General features: G+C 37.4%; 14 protein-coding genes. 4 read left to right on the top strand and 10 right to left on the bottom strand.

The features are described 5' to 3' along the window. Window positions 1-58: 58 nt before the first annotated feature. Window positions 59-1,066: a LacI family DNA-binding transcriptional regulator gene (locus tag ACSLUO_RS02395; RefSeq protein ID WP_448245854.1), complete on the top strand. Its 1,008-nt coding sequence runs from the start codon at window positions 59-61 to the stop codon at window positions 1,064-1,066. Window positions 1,067-1,086: 20 nt separating this feature from the next. On the opposite strand, the gene ACSLUO_RS02390 is transcribed toward ACSLUO_RS02395, so the two are convergent. Then, window positions 1,087-2,778 carry an NAD-dependent malic enzyme gene (locus ACSLUO_RS02390; protein ID WP_448245852.1) on the bottom strand — a complete coding sequence of 564 codons (1,692 nt, stop codon included), beginning with the start codon at window positions 2,776-2,778 and terminating at the stop codon, window positions 1,087-1,089. 395 nt (window positions 2,779-3,173) lie between these two features. On the opposite strand from ACSLUO_RS02390, the gene ACSLUO_RS02385 reads away from it, so the two are divergent. Both ACSLUO_RS02385 and ACSLUO_RS02380 read left to right on the top strand, forming a co-directional pair. Further along, complete coding sequence (locus tag ACSLUO_RS02385) at window positions 3,174-4,376, top strand: NnrS family protein (RefSeq protein WP_448245850.1); 1,203 nt, start codon at window positions 3,174-3,176, stop codon at window positions 4,374-4,376. An 86-nt stretch (window positions 4,377-4,462) separates the two neighbouring features. After that, window positions 4,463-5,398: a D-2-hydroxyacid dehydrogenase gene (locus ACSLUO_RS02380; protein WP_448245849.1), complete on the top strand. Its 936-nt coding sequence runs from the start codon at window positions 4,463-4,465 to the stop codon at window positions 5,396-5,398. 107 nt (window positions 5,399-5,505) lie between these two features. Here the strand turns inward: ACSLUO_RS02380 and thrC are convergent, their stop codons facing one another. From thrC to ACSLUO_RS02340, 8 genes are all read right to left on the bottom strand, one after another. After that, window positions 5,506-6,816 (bottom strand): threonine synthase, encoded by a 1,311-nt coding sequence (gene thrC, locus ACSLUO_RS02375; protein ID WP_448245847.1) that lies wholly within the window; start codon window positions 6,814-6,816, stop codon window positions 5,506-5,508. A 9-nt stretch (window positions 6,817-6,825) separates the two neighbouring features. Beyond that, window positions 6,826-7,785, bottom strand: a complete 960-nt coding sequence (gene thrB, locus ACSLUO_RS02370; protein WP_448245845.1) for a homoserine kinase — start codon at window positions 7,783-7,785, stop codon at window positions 6,826-6,828. Beyond that, on the bottom strand, window positions 7,785-10,241 hold the full coding sequence (gene thrA, locus ACSLUO_RS02365; RefSeq protein ID WP_448245844.1) for a bifunctional aspartate kinase/homoserine dehydrogenase I: 2,457 nt from the start codon (window positions 10,239-10,241) through the stop codon (window positions 7,785-7,787). The genes thrB and thrA overlap by 1 nt, the downstream gene beginning before the upstream one ends. 257 nt (window positions 10,242-10,498) lie before the next feature. Then, entirely contained in the window at window positions 10,499-11,452 is a 954-nt protein-coding gene (locus tag ACSLUO_RS02360) for a GGDEF domain-containing protein (protein WP_448245842.1), read from the bottom strand. 1 nt (window position 11,453) lies between these two features. Continuing rightward, the gene (locus ACSLUO_RS02355; protein WP_448245840.1) at window positions 11,454-12,062 is read right to left on the bottom strand and encodes a chemotaxis protein; all 609 of its coding nucleotides are present in this window, start codon (window positions 12,060-12,062) and stop codon (window positions 11,454-11,456) included. Next, window positions 12,059-12,424, bottom strand: a complete 366-nt coding sequence (locus ACSLUO_RS02350; protein WP_448245839.1) for a response regulator — start codon at window positions 12,422-12,424, stop codon at window positions 12,059-12,061. The genes ACSLUO_RS02355 and ACSLUO_RS02350 overlap by 4 nt, the downstream gene beginning before the upstream one ends. 513 nt (window positions 12,425-12,937) lie before the next feature. After that, window positions 12,938-13,630 carry a M48 family metallopeptidase gene (locus ACSLUO_RS02345; RefSeq protein WP_448245837.1) on the bottom strand — a complete coding sequence of 231 codons (693 nt, stop codon included), beginning with the start codon at window positions 13,628-13,630 and terminating at the stop codon, window positions 12,938-12,940. 11 nt (window positions 13,631-13,641) lie between these two features. Then, window positions 13,642-13,959: a YebG family protein gene (locus ACSLUO_RS02340; protein WP_448245835.1), complete on the bottom strand. Its 318-nt coding sequence runs from the start codon at window positions 13,957-13,959 to the stop codon at window positions 13,642-13,644. A 261-nt stretch (window positions 13,960-14,220) separates the two neighbouring features. Here ACSLUO_RS02340 and trhA point away from each other — a divergent pair, with 261 nt between their 5' ends. Next, window positions 14,221-14,871 carry a PAQR family membrane homeostasis protein TrhA gene (trhA, locus tag ACSLUO_RS02335; RefSeq protein WP_448245833.1) on the top strand — a complete coding sequence of 217 codons (651 nt, stop codon included), beginning with the start codon at window positions 14,221-14,223 and terminating at the stop codon, window positions 14,869-14,871. An 18-nt stretch (window positions 14,872-14,889) separates the two neighbouring features. Here the strand turns inward: trhA and ACSLUO_RS02330 are convergent, their stop codons facing one another. Continuing rightward, window positions 14,890-16,212, bottom strand: coding sequence for a hypothetical protein (locus ACSLUO_RS02330; protein ID WP_448245831.1), 1,323 nt, complete (start codon window positions 16,210-16,212; stop codon window positions 14,890-14,892). Window positions 16,213-16,370 lie beyond the last annotated feature (158 nt).

The following is a 16,370-nucleotide window of genomic DNA, read 5'->3' as shown; positions in this document are numbered from 1 at the left end:
AAAAAAACGAAGTTCTATTAAACATATTTATTAAATTAACATTTATTGCGGACAAAAAATGGCAACCATTTACGAGGTTTCAAAACTAGCAGGTGTTTCATTAGCGACCGTATCACGGGTAATGAACAAAAATGCCCGCGTTAGCGATAAAACCCGCGATAAAGTTTTACAAGCAATGGCGCAATTGGGCTATCGTCCTAACTCTATTGCTCAGTCCCTCGCCTCCAATCGTAGTAACAGTATCGGCATAATGGTCTCTGAATTAAGTGGTCCTTTTTATGGTCAAATGACCGCGGGTATTGAAGAAGAATTTAGAGCCGCCGGAAAACACGTCATTATCACACCTGGCCATAGTGATATTGAAAAAGAAAAAGACGGTATTGAGTTTTTAATTAGTCGAAATTGCGACGCCATTATTATGCACGTTGAAGCGGTTAGTGATGAATACCTAGTTGAATTAAGTAAAGGCTCAACCCCTATTATATTAATTTCCAGAAAAGTGAATAACTTAGCTGAGCGATGTATCAGTTTGGATAATGAATTAGGCGGCTATTTAGCAACCAAAGCAGTGATTGAACAAGGCCATAGTAATATTGCCTATATTGCTGGCCCATTATTTAAAGCTGACTCGACAGATCGTCTCGCCGGCCATAAACGAGCTTTAGCAGAAGCCAACATTCCTTTTGATGAAAAATTAATGTTTGTTGGTGACTTCAAAGACGTGGGTGGTACTAACGGGATAAAACATTTTATCGATAATAACCTTACCTTTACTGCCGTTGTTTGTGCTAATGATGAAATGGCTTCTGCGGTAATGACCTATGCCAGAGAGCATGGTTTTGAGTTGCCTAAAGATTTATCCATTGTTGGTTTTGATAATATTAATTTTGCTAATTATCTATATCCTAAGCTTTCAACCATTGATCACCCGGTAAATGAAATGGGTAGAATGGCAGCAAAGCTCGTCTTAAAAGACGTATACAAAACTAAAAACATTGGTGAAATTAAACATCTTTTTGAACCATCACTGATCGTAAGAGAATCAATTTCACCCAAAACAGCTTAACGCTTTTTCAAGCCAAACAATTAAACACTCGTTCGCTTATATTGACGATATTGCGGTTGCCAATAGTTACGCTCTATTTTGGCAATCAACATATCATCAGGTATTTCTAATGCTAAACCTTGTTGATAGGCAACTTTAGCAACAGCAAAAGCAATTTTTTTACTGATTGAAGCAATTGCCGTCAATGGTGGTAATAAGTTACCGACACCAGTATTCGCTAACGGTGATTCTAACGCCAAGGCTTCACTCGCCGCCATTAACATTTCATCGGTAATACGATTAATATTAGCCGCAACTACCGCTAAACCTAAACCTGGAAAAATATAACTATTGTTACACTGAGCGACAGGATAAAGTTTACCGCTATATTCAACCGGATCAAATGGGCTGCCGGTCGCAACAATCACTTCACCCTCAGTCCAATTAATTACCTGCTCAGGTGTCGCTTCTACTTGTCTTGATGGATTACTCAACGGAAAAATAATCGGCAGTTCACAATGAGACTTCATCGCTTTAATCACTTGTTCACTGAACAAACCCGCTTGACCAGAAACACCAATAAGAATTCCAGGTTGCGCATTCTCCATTACTTCTAATAAACTGGCATATTGACCAGCAATTGACCAACTTTCTATAGCCTCAGCACTTTGCATTAACTTAGCTTGAAAGTCTCGTAAATCACTCATACCTTGAGATAACAGACCAAAACGATCAACCATAAAGATTTGGCTGCGCGCTTGTTGCTCACTGATCCCCTCGCTTACCATTTGGGTAATAATTTGCTCGGCAATACCACAACCGGCTGAACCGGCACCTACAAAAGTGACTTTCTGATCCGATAACTTCACGTTTTTACTACGACATGCCGCTAATAAAGTACCGACAGTTACCGAGGCTGTACCTTGAATATCATCATTAAAGCAGCATATTTCATTACGATAACGGGTTAATAATGGCGTTGCATTCGGTTGAGCAAAGTCTTCAAATTGCAGCATAACATGGGGCCAGCGACGTTTTACTGAATCAATAAACATGGCCAAAAAATCATCATATTCTTCTTGGCCAATACGTTTGTGGCGCGTCCCCATGTACATTGGGTCGTCTAATAACTTTTGATTATTGGTGCCAACATCTAACATTACCGGCAAACAATACGCAGGACTAATACCACCACAAGCGGTATATAAAGATAATTTACCAATAGGAATTCCCATACCACCAATCCCTTGATCGCCCAAGCCAAGAATGCGCTCGCCATCGGTCACCACGATCACTTTAACTTTATTTTTTGTCGCATTTCTTAAAATATCGTCAAGATGCTCTCGTTCATTGTAAGAAATAAACAAACCTCGCGCACTACGATAAATATCAGAAAATTGCTCACATGCATCACCAACGGTAGGCGTATAAATAATTGGCATCATTTCTTCAATGTGATCTTGTATTAATTTGTAATACAAAGTCTCATTATTATCTTGAATAGCGCGCAGATAAATGTGCTTGTTCATATTGGTATCGAAGCTTTTATACTGCATGTAAGCTCGTTCTGCTTGTTCTTCGATGGTTTCGTAACGTGGTGGCAATAACCCCGTTAAATTAAAACTGGCACGCTCTTCTTTGCTAAAAGCACTACCTTTATTTAATAACGGCGTTTCTATTAGGCTTGGGCCTGCATAATGGATATACAGGGGTCTGTTTTTTGGAATACTCATAGTTATCGCTATTGGTTAGGCTTGATCAAGTGTAAAGAAAGATAGGTTAAACCTATATATTGACAATATAGATGAATAAAGCGGTGCTGAGAAGTTCCACGCTTAAAATTTAGCAAATAAACTCAATAAGTTAAAAAATAAGGTGAAACCACAGCTTATCAACAACTAACATGAGCACCAACCAAATAAGCAATAAACGAAATCGTCGACAAAAAGGGCAATCAGTATGCCACCATGTCTTAAGTCTATTTTTCACAAATCAGCCTCTGCTCTTTAAAAAATGGCGTTCTAAAATTAAAGAACATTTATTTAACAAATACTTGATGCATATTAATATATTTATCCTTAATAAGCTTACAATATAGCTTATTAACGGACAATCCTTAGAGGTTAACATGCAAATCACCGACTTAGCCCAAGAGCAAAAAATTCCTGCTTTGTGGCGTTTAGGCTTTAGACCCTTTTTTCTTTTTGCTAGTGTTTTTGCTGTTGTAGCCATTGCTATCTGGCAACTGATATTAGCTGGAAAACTGTCATTAACACCTTACGGTGGTGGTTATTGGTGGCATATTCATGAGATGTTATTCGGTTTTGTTATGCCAATAGTTGCCGGTTTTTTATTAACTGCTGCGCAAAATTGGACGGGCATCCGAGGGGCTTACGGTAAAACCCTGCAAGGGCTATTTATTTTATGGCTACTACCTCGAATATTATTATTAATACCTACATTAGTACCGCAGTGGTTGATTATTATCGCCGATCTAGCTTTTCTGCCAGCGGTTGCTTTTACCCTAGCTAAGCCCATTATCGCTATCAAACAGTATAGAAACTTATTTTTTATTCCTTTGTTGGCGTTATTTACCGGTTTTAATGTTTTGATGCACCTTAGTTTAGTGACAGCTCAACCGCTTAATATCACAATAATTTCATACAGCTGTATTTTATTGGTTTGTGTTCTAATTTCAGTAATGGCCGGCCGTGTTACGCCTATGTTTACTGCTAATGGTACCCAAACAGAAAAAGTAGTTGGTTTGCCATTATTGGAAAAAATAACCAATGGTAGTTTGTTATTATTAAGCTTGGTTATGTTACTTTCTGCATTTTTTACTATTAGCCCTAAGTTACTGGCCGCATTATTTTTTATTGCAGGTATAAGCCAATTTGTTCGCTGGTTTCGCTGGATGCCATGGATAACACTACCTGTGCCTTTATTATGGTCACTTCATGGTGCCATTAAATTTATTTGGTTTGGTTTGATCTGCTTAGGGTTTTGTTATTTATACCCTGAGTTACCTAAAAACCATTTTTGGCATTTAATTACCATAGGTGGCATTGGAGGTATTATTCTCGCGATGATGGCTAGAGTTAGCCTAGGCCACACAGGGCGAGTTTTACAAGTTTCAACTTGGGTTGCTTTAGCCTTTATCTTGCTAAGTGTCGCGGCACTGTTCAGAACCTTGGGTCCTTGGTTAATGCCTGAATATACCCTCTTTTTTTATGCTGGTAGCAGCATGTTATGGTTATTCGCTTTTATTTTATTCTTAATAAAATACGCACCAATGTTTTGTCAACCAAGAGTTGACGGACGACCTGGTTAAATTATCACTATTGGTTGAATAGCAGATACGTTATGATTCTGTTATTCAACGTTAAAAACGTTGCCATAATTAGGTGATAGTAACCAATGAAAGCTGTATTTTTAGATTTAAAATCGTTTATTAACAACATCTCTCTGGCGGCAATTGAAGCACAAGTTACTGACTTAACTTGTTACGATATGACACCACCAGAGCTGGTGGTAGAAAGAAGTATTAACGCTGAAGTGATCATCACAAATAAAGTCGTCTTAAATCGTGATGTCATGAGCAAACTACCGCATTTAAAATTAATCTGTGTTGCGGCAACCGGCACTAATAATATTGATATACCTGCCGCTAATGCACTTGGTATTAAAGTTATGAATGTCAGTGGTTATTCAACCAATTCTGTCAGCCAGTATGTTTTTGCACAATTATTAGAATTTTATTCCAGCACGAATGAAAGCATTCAAAGAGTTAGACAAGGTGAGTGGCAACAAAGCCCACTGTTTTGTGTGCATTCTTCTAAATTTGATGAATTAGCCGGTAAAACCATTGGCATTGTTGGCTACGGTGATATTGGTAAAAACATTGCTAACATTGCCCAAGCTTTTGGCATGAATGTGATAATTGCCGAAAGAGCCAATGAAACAAAAATTCGTGCTGGCAGAGTCAGTTTTAATGAGGTACTAAAAACAGCTGATATTGTTTCTCTGCATTGCCCACATACACCAGAAACGGAACACCTTTTTAGTCATGAGCAATTTGCTAACATGCAGCCGCACGCTATCATTATCAACACTGCTCGCGGCGCAATTATTGATAATTCAGCTTTGTTATCGGCACTTAACAATAAAACCATTGCCGGCGCTATTCTTGATGTTTTAGAGCAAGAGCCGCCACCTGCAGATCACATATTATTAAAGCCACAACCGGAAAATTTATTTATTACGGCTCATATCGCTTGGGCAAGTTCACAAGCACAACAAAAGTTACTCAACTTAATTGGCGAAAACATCAAACAATTTAAAACAAGTAAGTAATACCAATCCGTATAAGCTCAAGATACGTATCAAAAAAGCATAAAAAAAGCCTGAACAGCTAGCTGTTCAGGCTTTTTTATATTCAGTAGTTTTTTACTAGCTTGTTATTAACTATTATTCGCTAATAAAAAAGCTCTTAGTTCAGCAAAGTCTGCTGGCATATTCACTGATAAGATTTTTTCGCTAGCACAATCAGCTAATTCTTTTGGTAAACCAATAGGACTACCTAAAATACTTTCAACCACTTCTTTAAATTTAGCAGGATGAGCAGTACCTAAAAATACACCATACTCTTGTTCGGTCATGTTGTATTTTAACGCTTTATAAGCAACTGCTGCGTGTGGTTCACTGATATAACCAACAGAATTCAAGTTAGTTACTGTCATTTGTGTTTGTTCTTCATCAATTGATACTGATGAAACACAATCTTTTGGTACTATGCCGGTTTTAAGCATAAATTCAACACGTGGCCAGTTATTAGGATTACTTACATCCATAGCATTTGAAATAGTTGCAACCGTATCATTCGGTGACCATTCACCGGTCTCTAAATAGCGAGGAACCGTATCATTGGCGTTAGTTGCCGCAATAAAACGTTTGATCGGTAAACCTAACGACTTACCTAATAAACCTGCAGTTAGGTTACCAAAGTTACCACTTGGAATAGAGAATACTAAGTTAGCTAACTGTTCATCAGTTACGTTACCTTCAGCGTTTGACGCTTTTAACTGTGCAACCGCTTCAAAATAATAACAAATTTGCGCTAATAAACGGCTAATGTTAATTGAGTTAGCTGAGTTTAAACCAATCGTTGTTTTTAATTCTTGATCATCAAAAGCATTTTTTACTAATGCCTGACAAGCATCAAAATCAGCTTCAACAGCAATAGTTTTGATGTTACCACCTAAGGTAGTGAACATTTTTTCTTGTAATAAACTGATCTTACCTTTCGGATAAAGGATGACCACTTCAATGTTATCAATGCCATGAAATGCATGAGCAACCGCAGCACCAGTATCACCTGAAGTTGCCGTTAAAATGGTAATTTTTTCACCTTGGCTAAATGCTTGTAAACATTGCGCCATAAAACGGGCACCAAAATCTTTAAACGCTAATGTTGGGCCGTGAAATAATTCTAATACTGATGCTTTATCCGTTACCTTTTGTACTGGCGCTGGAAAGCTAAAAGCATTTGTTACAATCTCGGTTAATTGTGCGTCAGTTAACGATTCTTCAACAAACGGTTTTAATACCTTAACGCTACGCTCAACCAATGGTAATGCTAATAATTCATCGATATTGTCAAATGCAGGGATCGTTTCAGGAAAGAATAAACCTTGGCCTTTACCTAGCCCTTGTTTTACTGCTTGAGCAAAACTAACTTGTTCACTGTTGTCTTTTAAATTATAAAACTTCACTTAAATTCCTTACGATGCTGCTGCATCTGGTAATACTATTGCGCCCTGCTCGTCTAATTGACAAACATGAACAAAACCTAATTCATTTTGCACGTAGTTATCTTGTAACCACTGTGCTTGTGCTTGTGCTTTTGTTAAATCATCACAAATAGCAAATAATGTTGGCCCAGATCCTGAAATACCAACAGCGACACTACCCATGGTTAATAACTCAGCTCTTGCTTGCTCAAAACCTGGTAATAAATGACAACGATAAGGCTCAGCCACCACATCGTTAAATTGAGCAAATGCTTGTTTCGCGTCTTGACGATGGCAAGCATCAACAAAAGCCGCTAAGTTTTGGCCAAAAGTAACAACATCAGCACGTGAATAGCTAGTTGGTAACACTTCACGAGCCGCTTTTGTTGATACTTCAATACCTGGATACGCCATAATATAATAAAACTGACTAAAACCAGGTAAAGTACGGGTAACATTAACCGCATCCGGCAGCATTAATTGCAAGCCGCCTAAAAAACATGGAGCCACATTATCATAATGTAAACTGCCACTGATTTGCGCTTCCATTTCACCCATCATATTTAGCATAGCCATGTCATTAAATGGCTTATCATAAAAAGCATTTAATGCATGAAGTGCGGCAACAACAGAACAGGCACTTGAACCTAAACCACTGCCAACCGGCATTTTTTTATCAAGTGTTAACTTAACAGGTTGTGCTGTTTTACCAAGCTCAGCAAGGTGCTTGTTGTATAAGTCGATACATTGCCAGACAATGTTTTCTTTAGGGTCTGCCGGTAACTTAGCTGAAAAGGCACCTTCAACAATTAAGCTGTTTTGTTCTGCCGCTTCAATTGAGACAACATCACCTAACAAGGTTCCGTCAACAGGCTTTACCGCCATACCTAAAATATCAAAACCAACACTAACATTACCAATTGATGCTGGCGCAAAAATTGAGAGAGACATTATAACGTTTGCTCCCAAGCAAGAGTTCTTAAAACATCACCAAAGACACCAGCAGCAGTTACCGCAGCACCAGCGCCATAACCACGTAAAACAAATGGTAGCGGTTGATAATAACGCGATAAAATAGCTAACGCGTTTTCACCGTCTTTAATGCTAAATAGTGGATGCTCAGGGCCAACCGCTTCAATTGATACTTTGCACTTACCATCAACAATATTACCAATGTAACGCAATACTTTGCCTTCTGCTTTAGCCGCTTGTACACGCTTATCAAAAGCAGCATCAATGCTTGGTAAGTTTTGCATAAAGGTGGCTACATCACCGCTATCGTCAAAATCACTTGGTAATACAGGTTCAATTTCAATATCAGATATTTCTAACTGCATACCGGCTTCACGCGCCATAATTAATAATTTACGCGCAACGTCCATACCACTTAAATCATCTCGAGGATCTGGTTCAGTAAAGCCTTTCTCTTTAGCAATCGCAGTGGCTTGTGACACCGTCATGCCTTCTTCTAACATACCAAATAAGAAAGATAATGAGCCTGATAAAATACCTTCAAAACGTTGTAATTCATCACCTGCTCGGATCAAGCTTTGTAAGGTATCAATAACCGGTAAACCAGCACCAACAGTAGTTTCATATAAGAAACGACGATGTGTTTTTTGTGCTGCTGCTCTTAACTCTTGATAATATTCCCATGAATCAGTATTCGCTTTTTTGTTCGGCGTAACAACATGGAAACCTTCTGATAAATAGTCAACATAGCTCATTGCTAAGGCTTCGTTTGACGTACAATCAACTAACACTGGGTTAATTAAGTGATTAGCGCGGACAAATTCTTTTAAATTATCCGGAGTTAAATCAACCAAGTTTTGGCCTAACGCGGCTTGCCAATTATCTAAGTCAATACCTTCAGCTTGTAACGAGATACCTTTAGACGTAGCAATACCATAAACTTTACAGTCAATATTTTGATTCTTTAAGGTTTTTTGTTGGCGATTAATTTGCGCAATTAATTCACTACCAACAACACCACAGCCCACTAAGAAAACATCAATTGATGGACGCTTAGTGAAGAAGTTTTGATGGGCAACTTTAATAGCATCAGTACATTTACGTTCTTCAATAACGACACAAATACTACGTTCTGACGAATCTTGTGCAATCGCAATAACATTTACTCGTGCTTGCGCAAGTGAAGTAAAGAACTTAGCCGCAACACCTTGTTGTTGTTGCATGCCATCACCTACTAAACAAACAATTGATAATTGATCGCGTAATTCAATAGGGTCTAATAAGCCATTAAGTAGTTCTAGTTCAAACTCTTCTTTTAAGCTTTCTTCAGCTAGTACTTTATCTTGCGTATGAATACAGAAGCTAATGCAATATTCGCTTGATGACTGACTGATCATCACTAATGAGATATTTTCTTTACTCATGGTAGCAAACACACGGCTAGCCATACCAACCATGCCTTTCATGCCTGGGCCTGAAACATTCACCATGGTTAAGTTATCTAAGTTTGAAATAGCCTTAACAATATTTTTGTTATCGCTTTCATTGGCGATTAAAGTACCTGCAGCTTCAGGGTTGCCGGTATTTTTAATTAAACATGGAATGTGATGCTGGGCAATTGGGCCGATAGTTTTTGGATGTAAAACCGAAGCACCAAAATAAGAAAGCTCCATCGCTTCCTGATATGACAAATAATCAATTAAACTCGCTTCTTTAATTGAACGAGGATCGGCATTATAAACACCATCAACATCAGTCCAAATTTCACAACACTCGGCATTAGCACAAACAGCAAGTACCGCAGCTGAATAATCAGAACCATTACGGCCTAATGTTGTTACTTGGCCTTGCGTGTTAACACCAATAAAACCTGGCATAACAGCAATATCTTTAATTTCACCGTAAGCGTGTTTAAACTTTTCTTTTGATTCAACTAGGTCAGCAATGGCATTCAGTGGCGAGTCATTTGTAACTAAGAATTTTTCAGGGGCTAATTCAACCACATCAAATTTTAATGCACTTAAAATTGATGATAACAAAGCGACACTTAAACGCTCACCAGTGCTGATAATACGAGCTACGATGTGATCAGGACAGAAGTTTAATAACACGGTACCTTCAAGGTAACGGCGTAATTCATGCTCATGGTTTGAAAGCGCTTGTTCCGCATGAATGCGATCAAAACCAGCAACAGATGCTGATAAGTCTTCAATAATGGTAAAAATAGCTTGTTTAAAATGAGCTAAACCTTGTTCAATTTGACCACTGTCAATTGAACTGTCTGCTAAACCAACTAAATGATTGGTAACACCCTGAGGTGCTGAAACAACCACAGCTAGTGGTGAATCTTTACGTTTGCCTTGGATAATTTGGGCCACTTGCACAAATCGTTCTGCGCTGGCAAGTGAAGATCCGCCAAATTTTAAAACTCGCATTTTGCTTCCCCTATATAATGAAAAAGCCCGTAACCTTTGGCCACGAGCTTTGACAGTAATTTAATCGTTTACGCGTCAGCCGTTGACCACCATCCCTAAACGGGTGGTAATGATAATAATGGTCGTATGGCTAGTAATATTTTTCATGGCGCTAAAATGCCTGAAACAGGGCTTTTTGTCAATAAAAATCTATAAAAATAGCGTTATTTGAGGAGATAATGTGTTAATTAGCGTTTTAATCCAATTTTCATTCTAATTTATGCACAATGAGACAAGTTACTACGGATTTTTACGCAGTTTCGTCCCGATCCTTTTGCATCGTAAAGCGCTTCATCTGAACGCGCAATTAAATCTTCATAGCGTGTATCACTTGCTGCCAAAATAGACACGCCAATACTAACGGTAATTTTTATTTCATCACCATTAAATTCAATCACTGATGATTCAATAAACTTTCGAATTTTTTCGGCAAGCTCGCGCGCACCGTCTAACGACGTTTCAGGTAAAATAACCGCAAACTCTTCACCACCATAACGACCAAAAATATCACATAACCGTAACATCTGTTTGATACGGGTGGCGCTTTCAATTAATACTTGATCACCTCCTAAGTGGCCATAGGTATCATTTAACCGCTTAAAGTTATCTAAATCAAACATGATCAAGGCTAAGTCATGATCAAATCGACGCGCTCTCGAATATTCTTTAGCTAAACATTCTTCCCAATGTTTTCTATTAAACACCTGTGTTAAACCGTCAATACGATTAGCTAGTGCTAACTTATCAAGTGCTTGCTGCATTGCTAATTGGTAATGACAAACGTCTGTTGCATCTTCGATGGCAATATAAATGAATTCTTCACCTTGATTATTTTGAATAATCGTAAACTTACAGTTTTGCGCCATAAAATGGCTATCGGTTGTGATCGGGCGCGTGTGAGGAAATTCAAACAAATGATGACGTTGTTCCCATGAACAAAACGCAGGAGTTTTTAATTGAGTAACACTAGAGAATTTACGCCTTAACCAGCGATTAGGCAATTCTGGGAATATTTCAAATATCGATTGGCCTTTATATTTAGCTAAAGATTTATTGGCATAAATTTCAAGAAAGTTATTCCAATAAACTAATTGATAACTAAAATCGATAATAATAACGCCAGAATTTAACTGGTTATTAATAGACTCGACAAAACTATCAACCTCAGCCATATTAAAAGTCTTCCAAAATTCTATCGATAACATCGGTAATATTTATAATTGCCGCTTCAGGTATCAATAAAATCATATCGCAGTTGAATGAAAAGTCCGTTACTTGGTAGGTAATTTTTACTTTTAAGGCGAGATCCCAGCTAAAAGAAAGTTGCGCTAAATATTCTGTGATCGGGCTATTATTGGCCGAAATTAACCGAGGCGCACTATACGACATTTGGTTTTCAATTTGGCTAGCGAACACATTTAAAAAGGTTGTTGTTAAAATTGAGCTAATATCAGTTAGCTGTTCTTCAACGGATAATTCATCCGGTTCGTAACCCAAAATATCGGCAATTTTATCAGTATCAGAGCTTTTATATACCAGTAGCGCTTCACCACGTATGCCTTCATAACCAAAAAAGCCTTGGCTGACAATAGCACTAGCTTCTACTTCACTATAAAGCGAATTAGAAAGTGCACTAGCATCGACTTGCTCAATACTAGGAACATTAAGATGAACAAAAGTATCTAAGTAGCGAGCAAGTTGATCACTCGCTTGCCCCATAGCAACATTAATTAGCTCTTGTAAGCAATCTTGTTGGTCTTCGTTCAAATTAAAGGCGCTCATATATAACCATGCTCACTTAGTTTTTCAGCTAATACTTCGGGGCTGACTGGTTTACGTAAAAAAGCTTTAGCGCCTAAATTAAGCACTTTATTTTGCATTTCGGGCTGAATATCGGCAGAGATAACAAAAACATGGCAATTGATATTTTCATCTCTAATACCTTGAAGCACGCCAATACCGTCAATTTCAGGCATTGTCAGATCTAAAAAGAGGACATCGATAGGATTATTCCGAAGGTGTTCAAGCCCTTCTTTACCATTGGTTGCAATTGCTACATCAACTTCCCATTGCTCAGGAAGACTTCTTTTAACTTGTTTACGCGCAAGATTAGAATCGTCGCAAATGAGTACAGAGACACTCATCAAATATAACCCTTAATATTATTTTTTTTATTTTAGAATCACTAATCTACCTTAATTTAACCCGTATGTTAAATGAAATCATGATGAAATTAACATAAATATGACATTAATGGGTTGGCGAGGAATTTATCAATATCTGAGCAATAAAGCATCTAAAACCTTATTCTTTGAAGTAAGATTAAAATTAATGCTCAGGTAGCACTTTATTATTCGAGATAAATTAAGCGTTAAAAACCAATAAGACTACGTAAAATTAATAACGATAAAATCGCCGATGCTAAATAGATCAACGTTATCTTCAAGCTAAATACCATTCTTTTCATAACTGCCTCATTGTTAAGTGGCCTTATAGTTATGACCACAACCTTATTAAATAAGTTTCAAACAATAATTATGCCAAGCTAAATAGCCGCCAATAAATTTCAGCGAAAGATAGGATATTTATCGATATTTCAAAGAGTAAGATTCAGAAAGAGAATCGAGATAAAACAGGCGATTTAGCAAGATGGGTAGTTATAGTTCAGGTAAAGACAATTGTTTCTGATTTATTTTTAGCCAATGTTTTTGTTGTTGATAATCAGGCATATAACTGGCAACCAATTGCCAAAAAGCGGCAGAATGGTTCATATGCTTGATATGGCATAGTTCATGAACAATAACGTAATCAAATACGGCTTTAGGGACCATAGCTAATAAGGTATTAAAGGTCAGCGCGCGTTTACTATTACAACTCCCCCAACGAGATTTATAAATCCGTATTTTAACACTCGTAGCACAAAGCCCGGTGACGTTTTGGTAAAAAAACAATTTTTCCTGTAAGTAGGTGTCAACTTGTTGGCGAAACCAATCAAGAATAAGTGTTCTTAGCAATAACGCTTTGTTGGCTAATAAGTTTTGTGATGTGGTTAACGTAACAACCAAGCTGTCTTCTAATAGACAAACGTTTTGAACATCGCCCATTAACACCGTAAAGCGCCTTGTTTTACCAAAAACAAAAAGCGAATCACCATCTTGATACGAAAACGTGGCCGGTTTTTGCTGTTCGATAATCGCTAATTTTTTAGTTACCCATGCCTGTTTTGACAAAACAAACTGTTCAACTTGTTGCTTAGTTAAATAAGCAGGAGCTCGAACCACCAGATCACCTTGTTTTATTTGTAACGCGATGGTTTTGCGTTTATTACTAAAGTGCAACTGGTACTTCATATTGGATATTATTAAGCAGACTCTTTATTCGCTGCAATATCAGTAACAACACCGGCTTTTTTTGCTGCCGGCTTAGCAGCAGGCTTTTTAACAGGTTTTGGTTTTTTAGCTTGTAATGCAATTAACACATCTTCACGGTTTTGCGCTAAATAAATACTCAACTCTTCCACCAAGCTTTCAGTTAATTCCGCTGGTGCTTTATTAAACATTTCAGCTAAATTATCAGCCATATCTAGCATTTTATCGTAATCATCAGCGGCTTTTTTATCCATGAATGTTTGAACCTCCACCCCGTTTCTCATTACAACAAATCGACTTTCAACTGCCATTTTATTTCCCCAATAGTATCTTGTCAGCGACAATTAAATACAACAAAACTGTATAAAACAACAGTAACACAAACATAGCCATGTTTAAAGCTGAAAGTTATCTGATTTTTTTGAGTACGATCCTTTCTTAAATAATATTCTTTAACATAATTAAAACAGGTTAGACCTCTTACATTGATACCTTAACTCTGTTACCATTCAGCGTACACGTGTACACCTAATAGTGTTTTCTAATAACGAAAAGAACAAAGAGTAATAGCAATGCAAACCTTGGGAATTGAGAAAGCCAGCAAAGCATATAGCCTAGCAGAAGAAATTGCTAACGCGGTTAGTCATGGTATTGGCGCTTTATTAAGTGTTGCCGGCTTAACGCTATTGTTGGTGGTTGCCGCCTTTGAACAAGACGCAACAAAAATTGTTAGCTTTGCAATTTATGGAACTTCTTTGGTATTACTGTTTATGGCATCAACGTTATATCACGCCATTATTAATGAAAAAGCAAAAGCCATACTTAAATTAGTTGATCATTGTGCTATTTATATTTTGATTGCCGGTACCTACACGCCATTAATGTTGATCACTTTACAGGGTACGTTAGGCTATAGCTTATTGGTTTTGATCTGGCTGCTAGCATGTGCAGGTGTGGTTTTTAAACTGAAATTTGGTCACCAATATAAAATAACTTCTTTGCTCACTTATTTAGGTATGGGGTTTATTTCGTTATTTGTGATAAAGCAACTTTATCAAGCGTTGCCATTTACTGGTTTATTATTATTGGCTTGTGGTGGCTTGTTGTATAGCTTAGGGATCATTTTTTATGTCCAAAAAAAGATCCCTTATAACCATGCCATTTGGCATTTATTTGTTTTAGCTGCTGCCGGCTGTCACTTTGCCATGATGCTTTATATTTAAAGCATCACTCGCTAGGGGCTAATTCACCTCTAAAACAATACGTTCAATATCATCAGAAAATTCTCTTGGATCTGCTGATTGTGCGTAAGCAATATATTCTTGATACTTATTGGTCGCGTTACTCTTTAACAAAGTAATTTTTGTTTTATAAATGTTATTTTTATCGCCAATAATCGCTTGATGATCAGCAGGAGGTTTAACGATCGGTAAAGTACCTTTAGCTGGGCCATAATAAGTCCATTTAACAGGAATGCTGACATTATTGATCAAGGTTAAATAATCAAATTCAGCAATTAACATTGGATGGCTTTTAACCTGGCTAAAATCATAGCTACCATCAGCACTTAATTCCGATAAATATTGTTGGTCGATATCAGGTAACTCTTTACTTGCTTGCACATCAAGTGATTGCTCGGCAATTTCAGATGCGATGCGTCGTTGCCGCTGTAATTTAAAAGTACCTAATAACGAAGTTACATCAACAAACTGATGGCTCGCTTCTGAAACAAACACCGCTTCACTTATATAAGGGTGACTCTTAAATAAATACACCTCTCGCTGGCTTGATGGCACATTAAAAGCAAAATGATGACGCCCTGAAATTAACTGGCTCGTAGTTACCATTTGATGGTTTTTAGCTAAGGTTAACTCATACTCGGCAACATCAACGGCTGTTGCTTGCCAAAAGCCATTATTTGCTGAAGAAAAATCATCAACAAATTCAGTTGCGCCAATCACTTCATCTTGGCTATTTTTACCTAAAACCGCAAAAGAGTGTTTCGGCCAAGCCGACGATTTATCACGACACACTTCAACATCGGTAAACTCAGTAGTACGTTCATCAATTGCTTGCCAACTGGCAAAATTAGCTGAGCTTAGCACTTGTTCACGACTAGCAAATGGTCGGTGTCGCAGTTGTAAATCTTGTTTTACACATTGGCAAGCATTGTTATTAACTTTATTGTCATATTGAGCGAAATATACAGCTTGAGTAGCTGTTTTAACATTTTGATGACTAACAATATCATAACCTTCTGGCGCATCGCCTGAACGTGTTTTTGCTACAATGGTATAATTGATATTTTCTTTGGTAATGATCAGATTAACCACACCTTGTGCATTAGGCTGGTACTTTTTAATGGTTTGCCAATTCTCATCTTGTAAATAAAAATCATAATCAGAAAATTGATTTGTTAAACCGCAATTATTCAGTAATTGCCCTTGTAAGCTAAATTTATACTCTTGCTTCGGGTTATCTGCTGGTTTTGAACTGCCGCCACCACAGGCCTGTAGCCCTAATACGACAAATAGAATACTGTGATAAACAAAAGATTTAAACATGACCAAAAACTCAAATAAAAATGCAGCGCTATTATACGGTGCGAATTTATTTATTCGAATGAATATTCACGTTATTACCAAATAAATTGTAAAAAAATTAATATCTTTTCTATGTGCGATTATCACGAAATAATTTATTTCACTAAATTATTAACTTA

It is taken from the genome of Thalassotalea agariperforans (assembly GCF_053470345.1).
The sequence above is the reverse complement of the archived record's forward strand: the minus strand, read 5'-3'. Positions and strand labels throughout refer to the sequence as shown.

Bases quoted from the DNA above. Each gene is read 5' to 3' on its own strand.
- ACSLUO_RS02395 (WP_448245854.1), top strand. From the start codon at position 59: ATGGCAACCATTTACGAGGTTTCAAAACTAGCAGGTGTTTCATTAGCG.
- ACSLUO_RS02390 (WP_448245852.1), bottom strand. From the start codon at position 2,778: ATGAGTATTCCAAAAAACAGACCCCTGTATATCCATTATGCAGGCCCA.
- ACSLUO_RS02385 (WP_448245850.1), top strand. From the start codon at position 3,174: ATGCAAATCACCGACTTAGCCCAAGAGCAAAAAATTCCTGCTTTGTGG.
- ACSLUO_RS02380 (WP_448245849.1), top strand. From the start codon at position 4,463: ATGAAAGCTGTATTTTTAGATTTAAAATCGTTTATTAACAACATCTCT.
- thrB (WP_448245845.1), bottom strand. From the start codon at position 7,785: ATGTCTCTCTCAATTTTTGCGCCAGCATCAATTGGTAATGTTAGTGTT.
- thrA (WP_448245844.1), bottom strand. From the start codon at position 10,241: ATGCGAGTTTTAAAATTTGGCGGATCTTCACTTGCCAGCGCAGAACGA.
- ACSLUO_RS02360 (WP_448245842.1), bottom strand. From the start codon at position 11,452: ATGGCTGAGGTTGATAGTTTTGTCGAGTCTATTAATAACCAGTTAAAT.
- ACSLUO_RS02355 (WP_448245840.1), bottom strand. From the start codon at position 12,062: ATGAGCGCCTTTAATTTGAACGAAGACCAACAAGATTGCTTACAAGAG.
- ACSLUO_RS02350 (WP_448245839.1), bottom strand. From the start codon at position 12,424: ATGAGTGTCTCTGTACTCATTTGCGACGATTCTAATCTTGCGCGTAAA.
- ACSLUO_RS02345 (WP_448245837.1), bottom strand. From the start codon at position 13,630: ATGAAGTACCAGTTGCACTTTAGTAATAAACGCAAAACCATCGCGTTA.
- ACSLUO_RS02340 (WP_448245835.1), bottom strand. From the start codon at position 13,959: ATGGCAGTTGAAAGTCGATTTGTTGTAATGAGAAACGGGGTGGAGGTT.
- trhA (WP_448245833.1), top strand. From the start codon at position 14,221: ATGCAAACCTTGGGAATTGAGAAAGCCAGCAAAGCATATAGCCTAGCA.
- ACSLUO_RS02330 (WP_448245831.1), bottom strand. From the start codon at position 16,212: ATGTTTAAATCTTTTGTTTATCACAGTATTCTATTTGTCGTATTAGGG.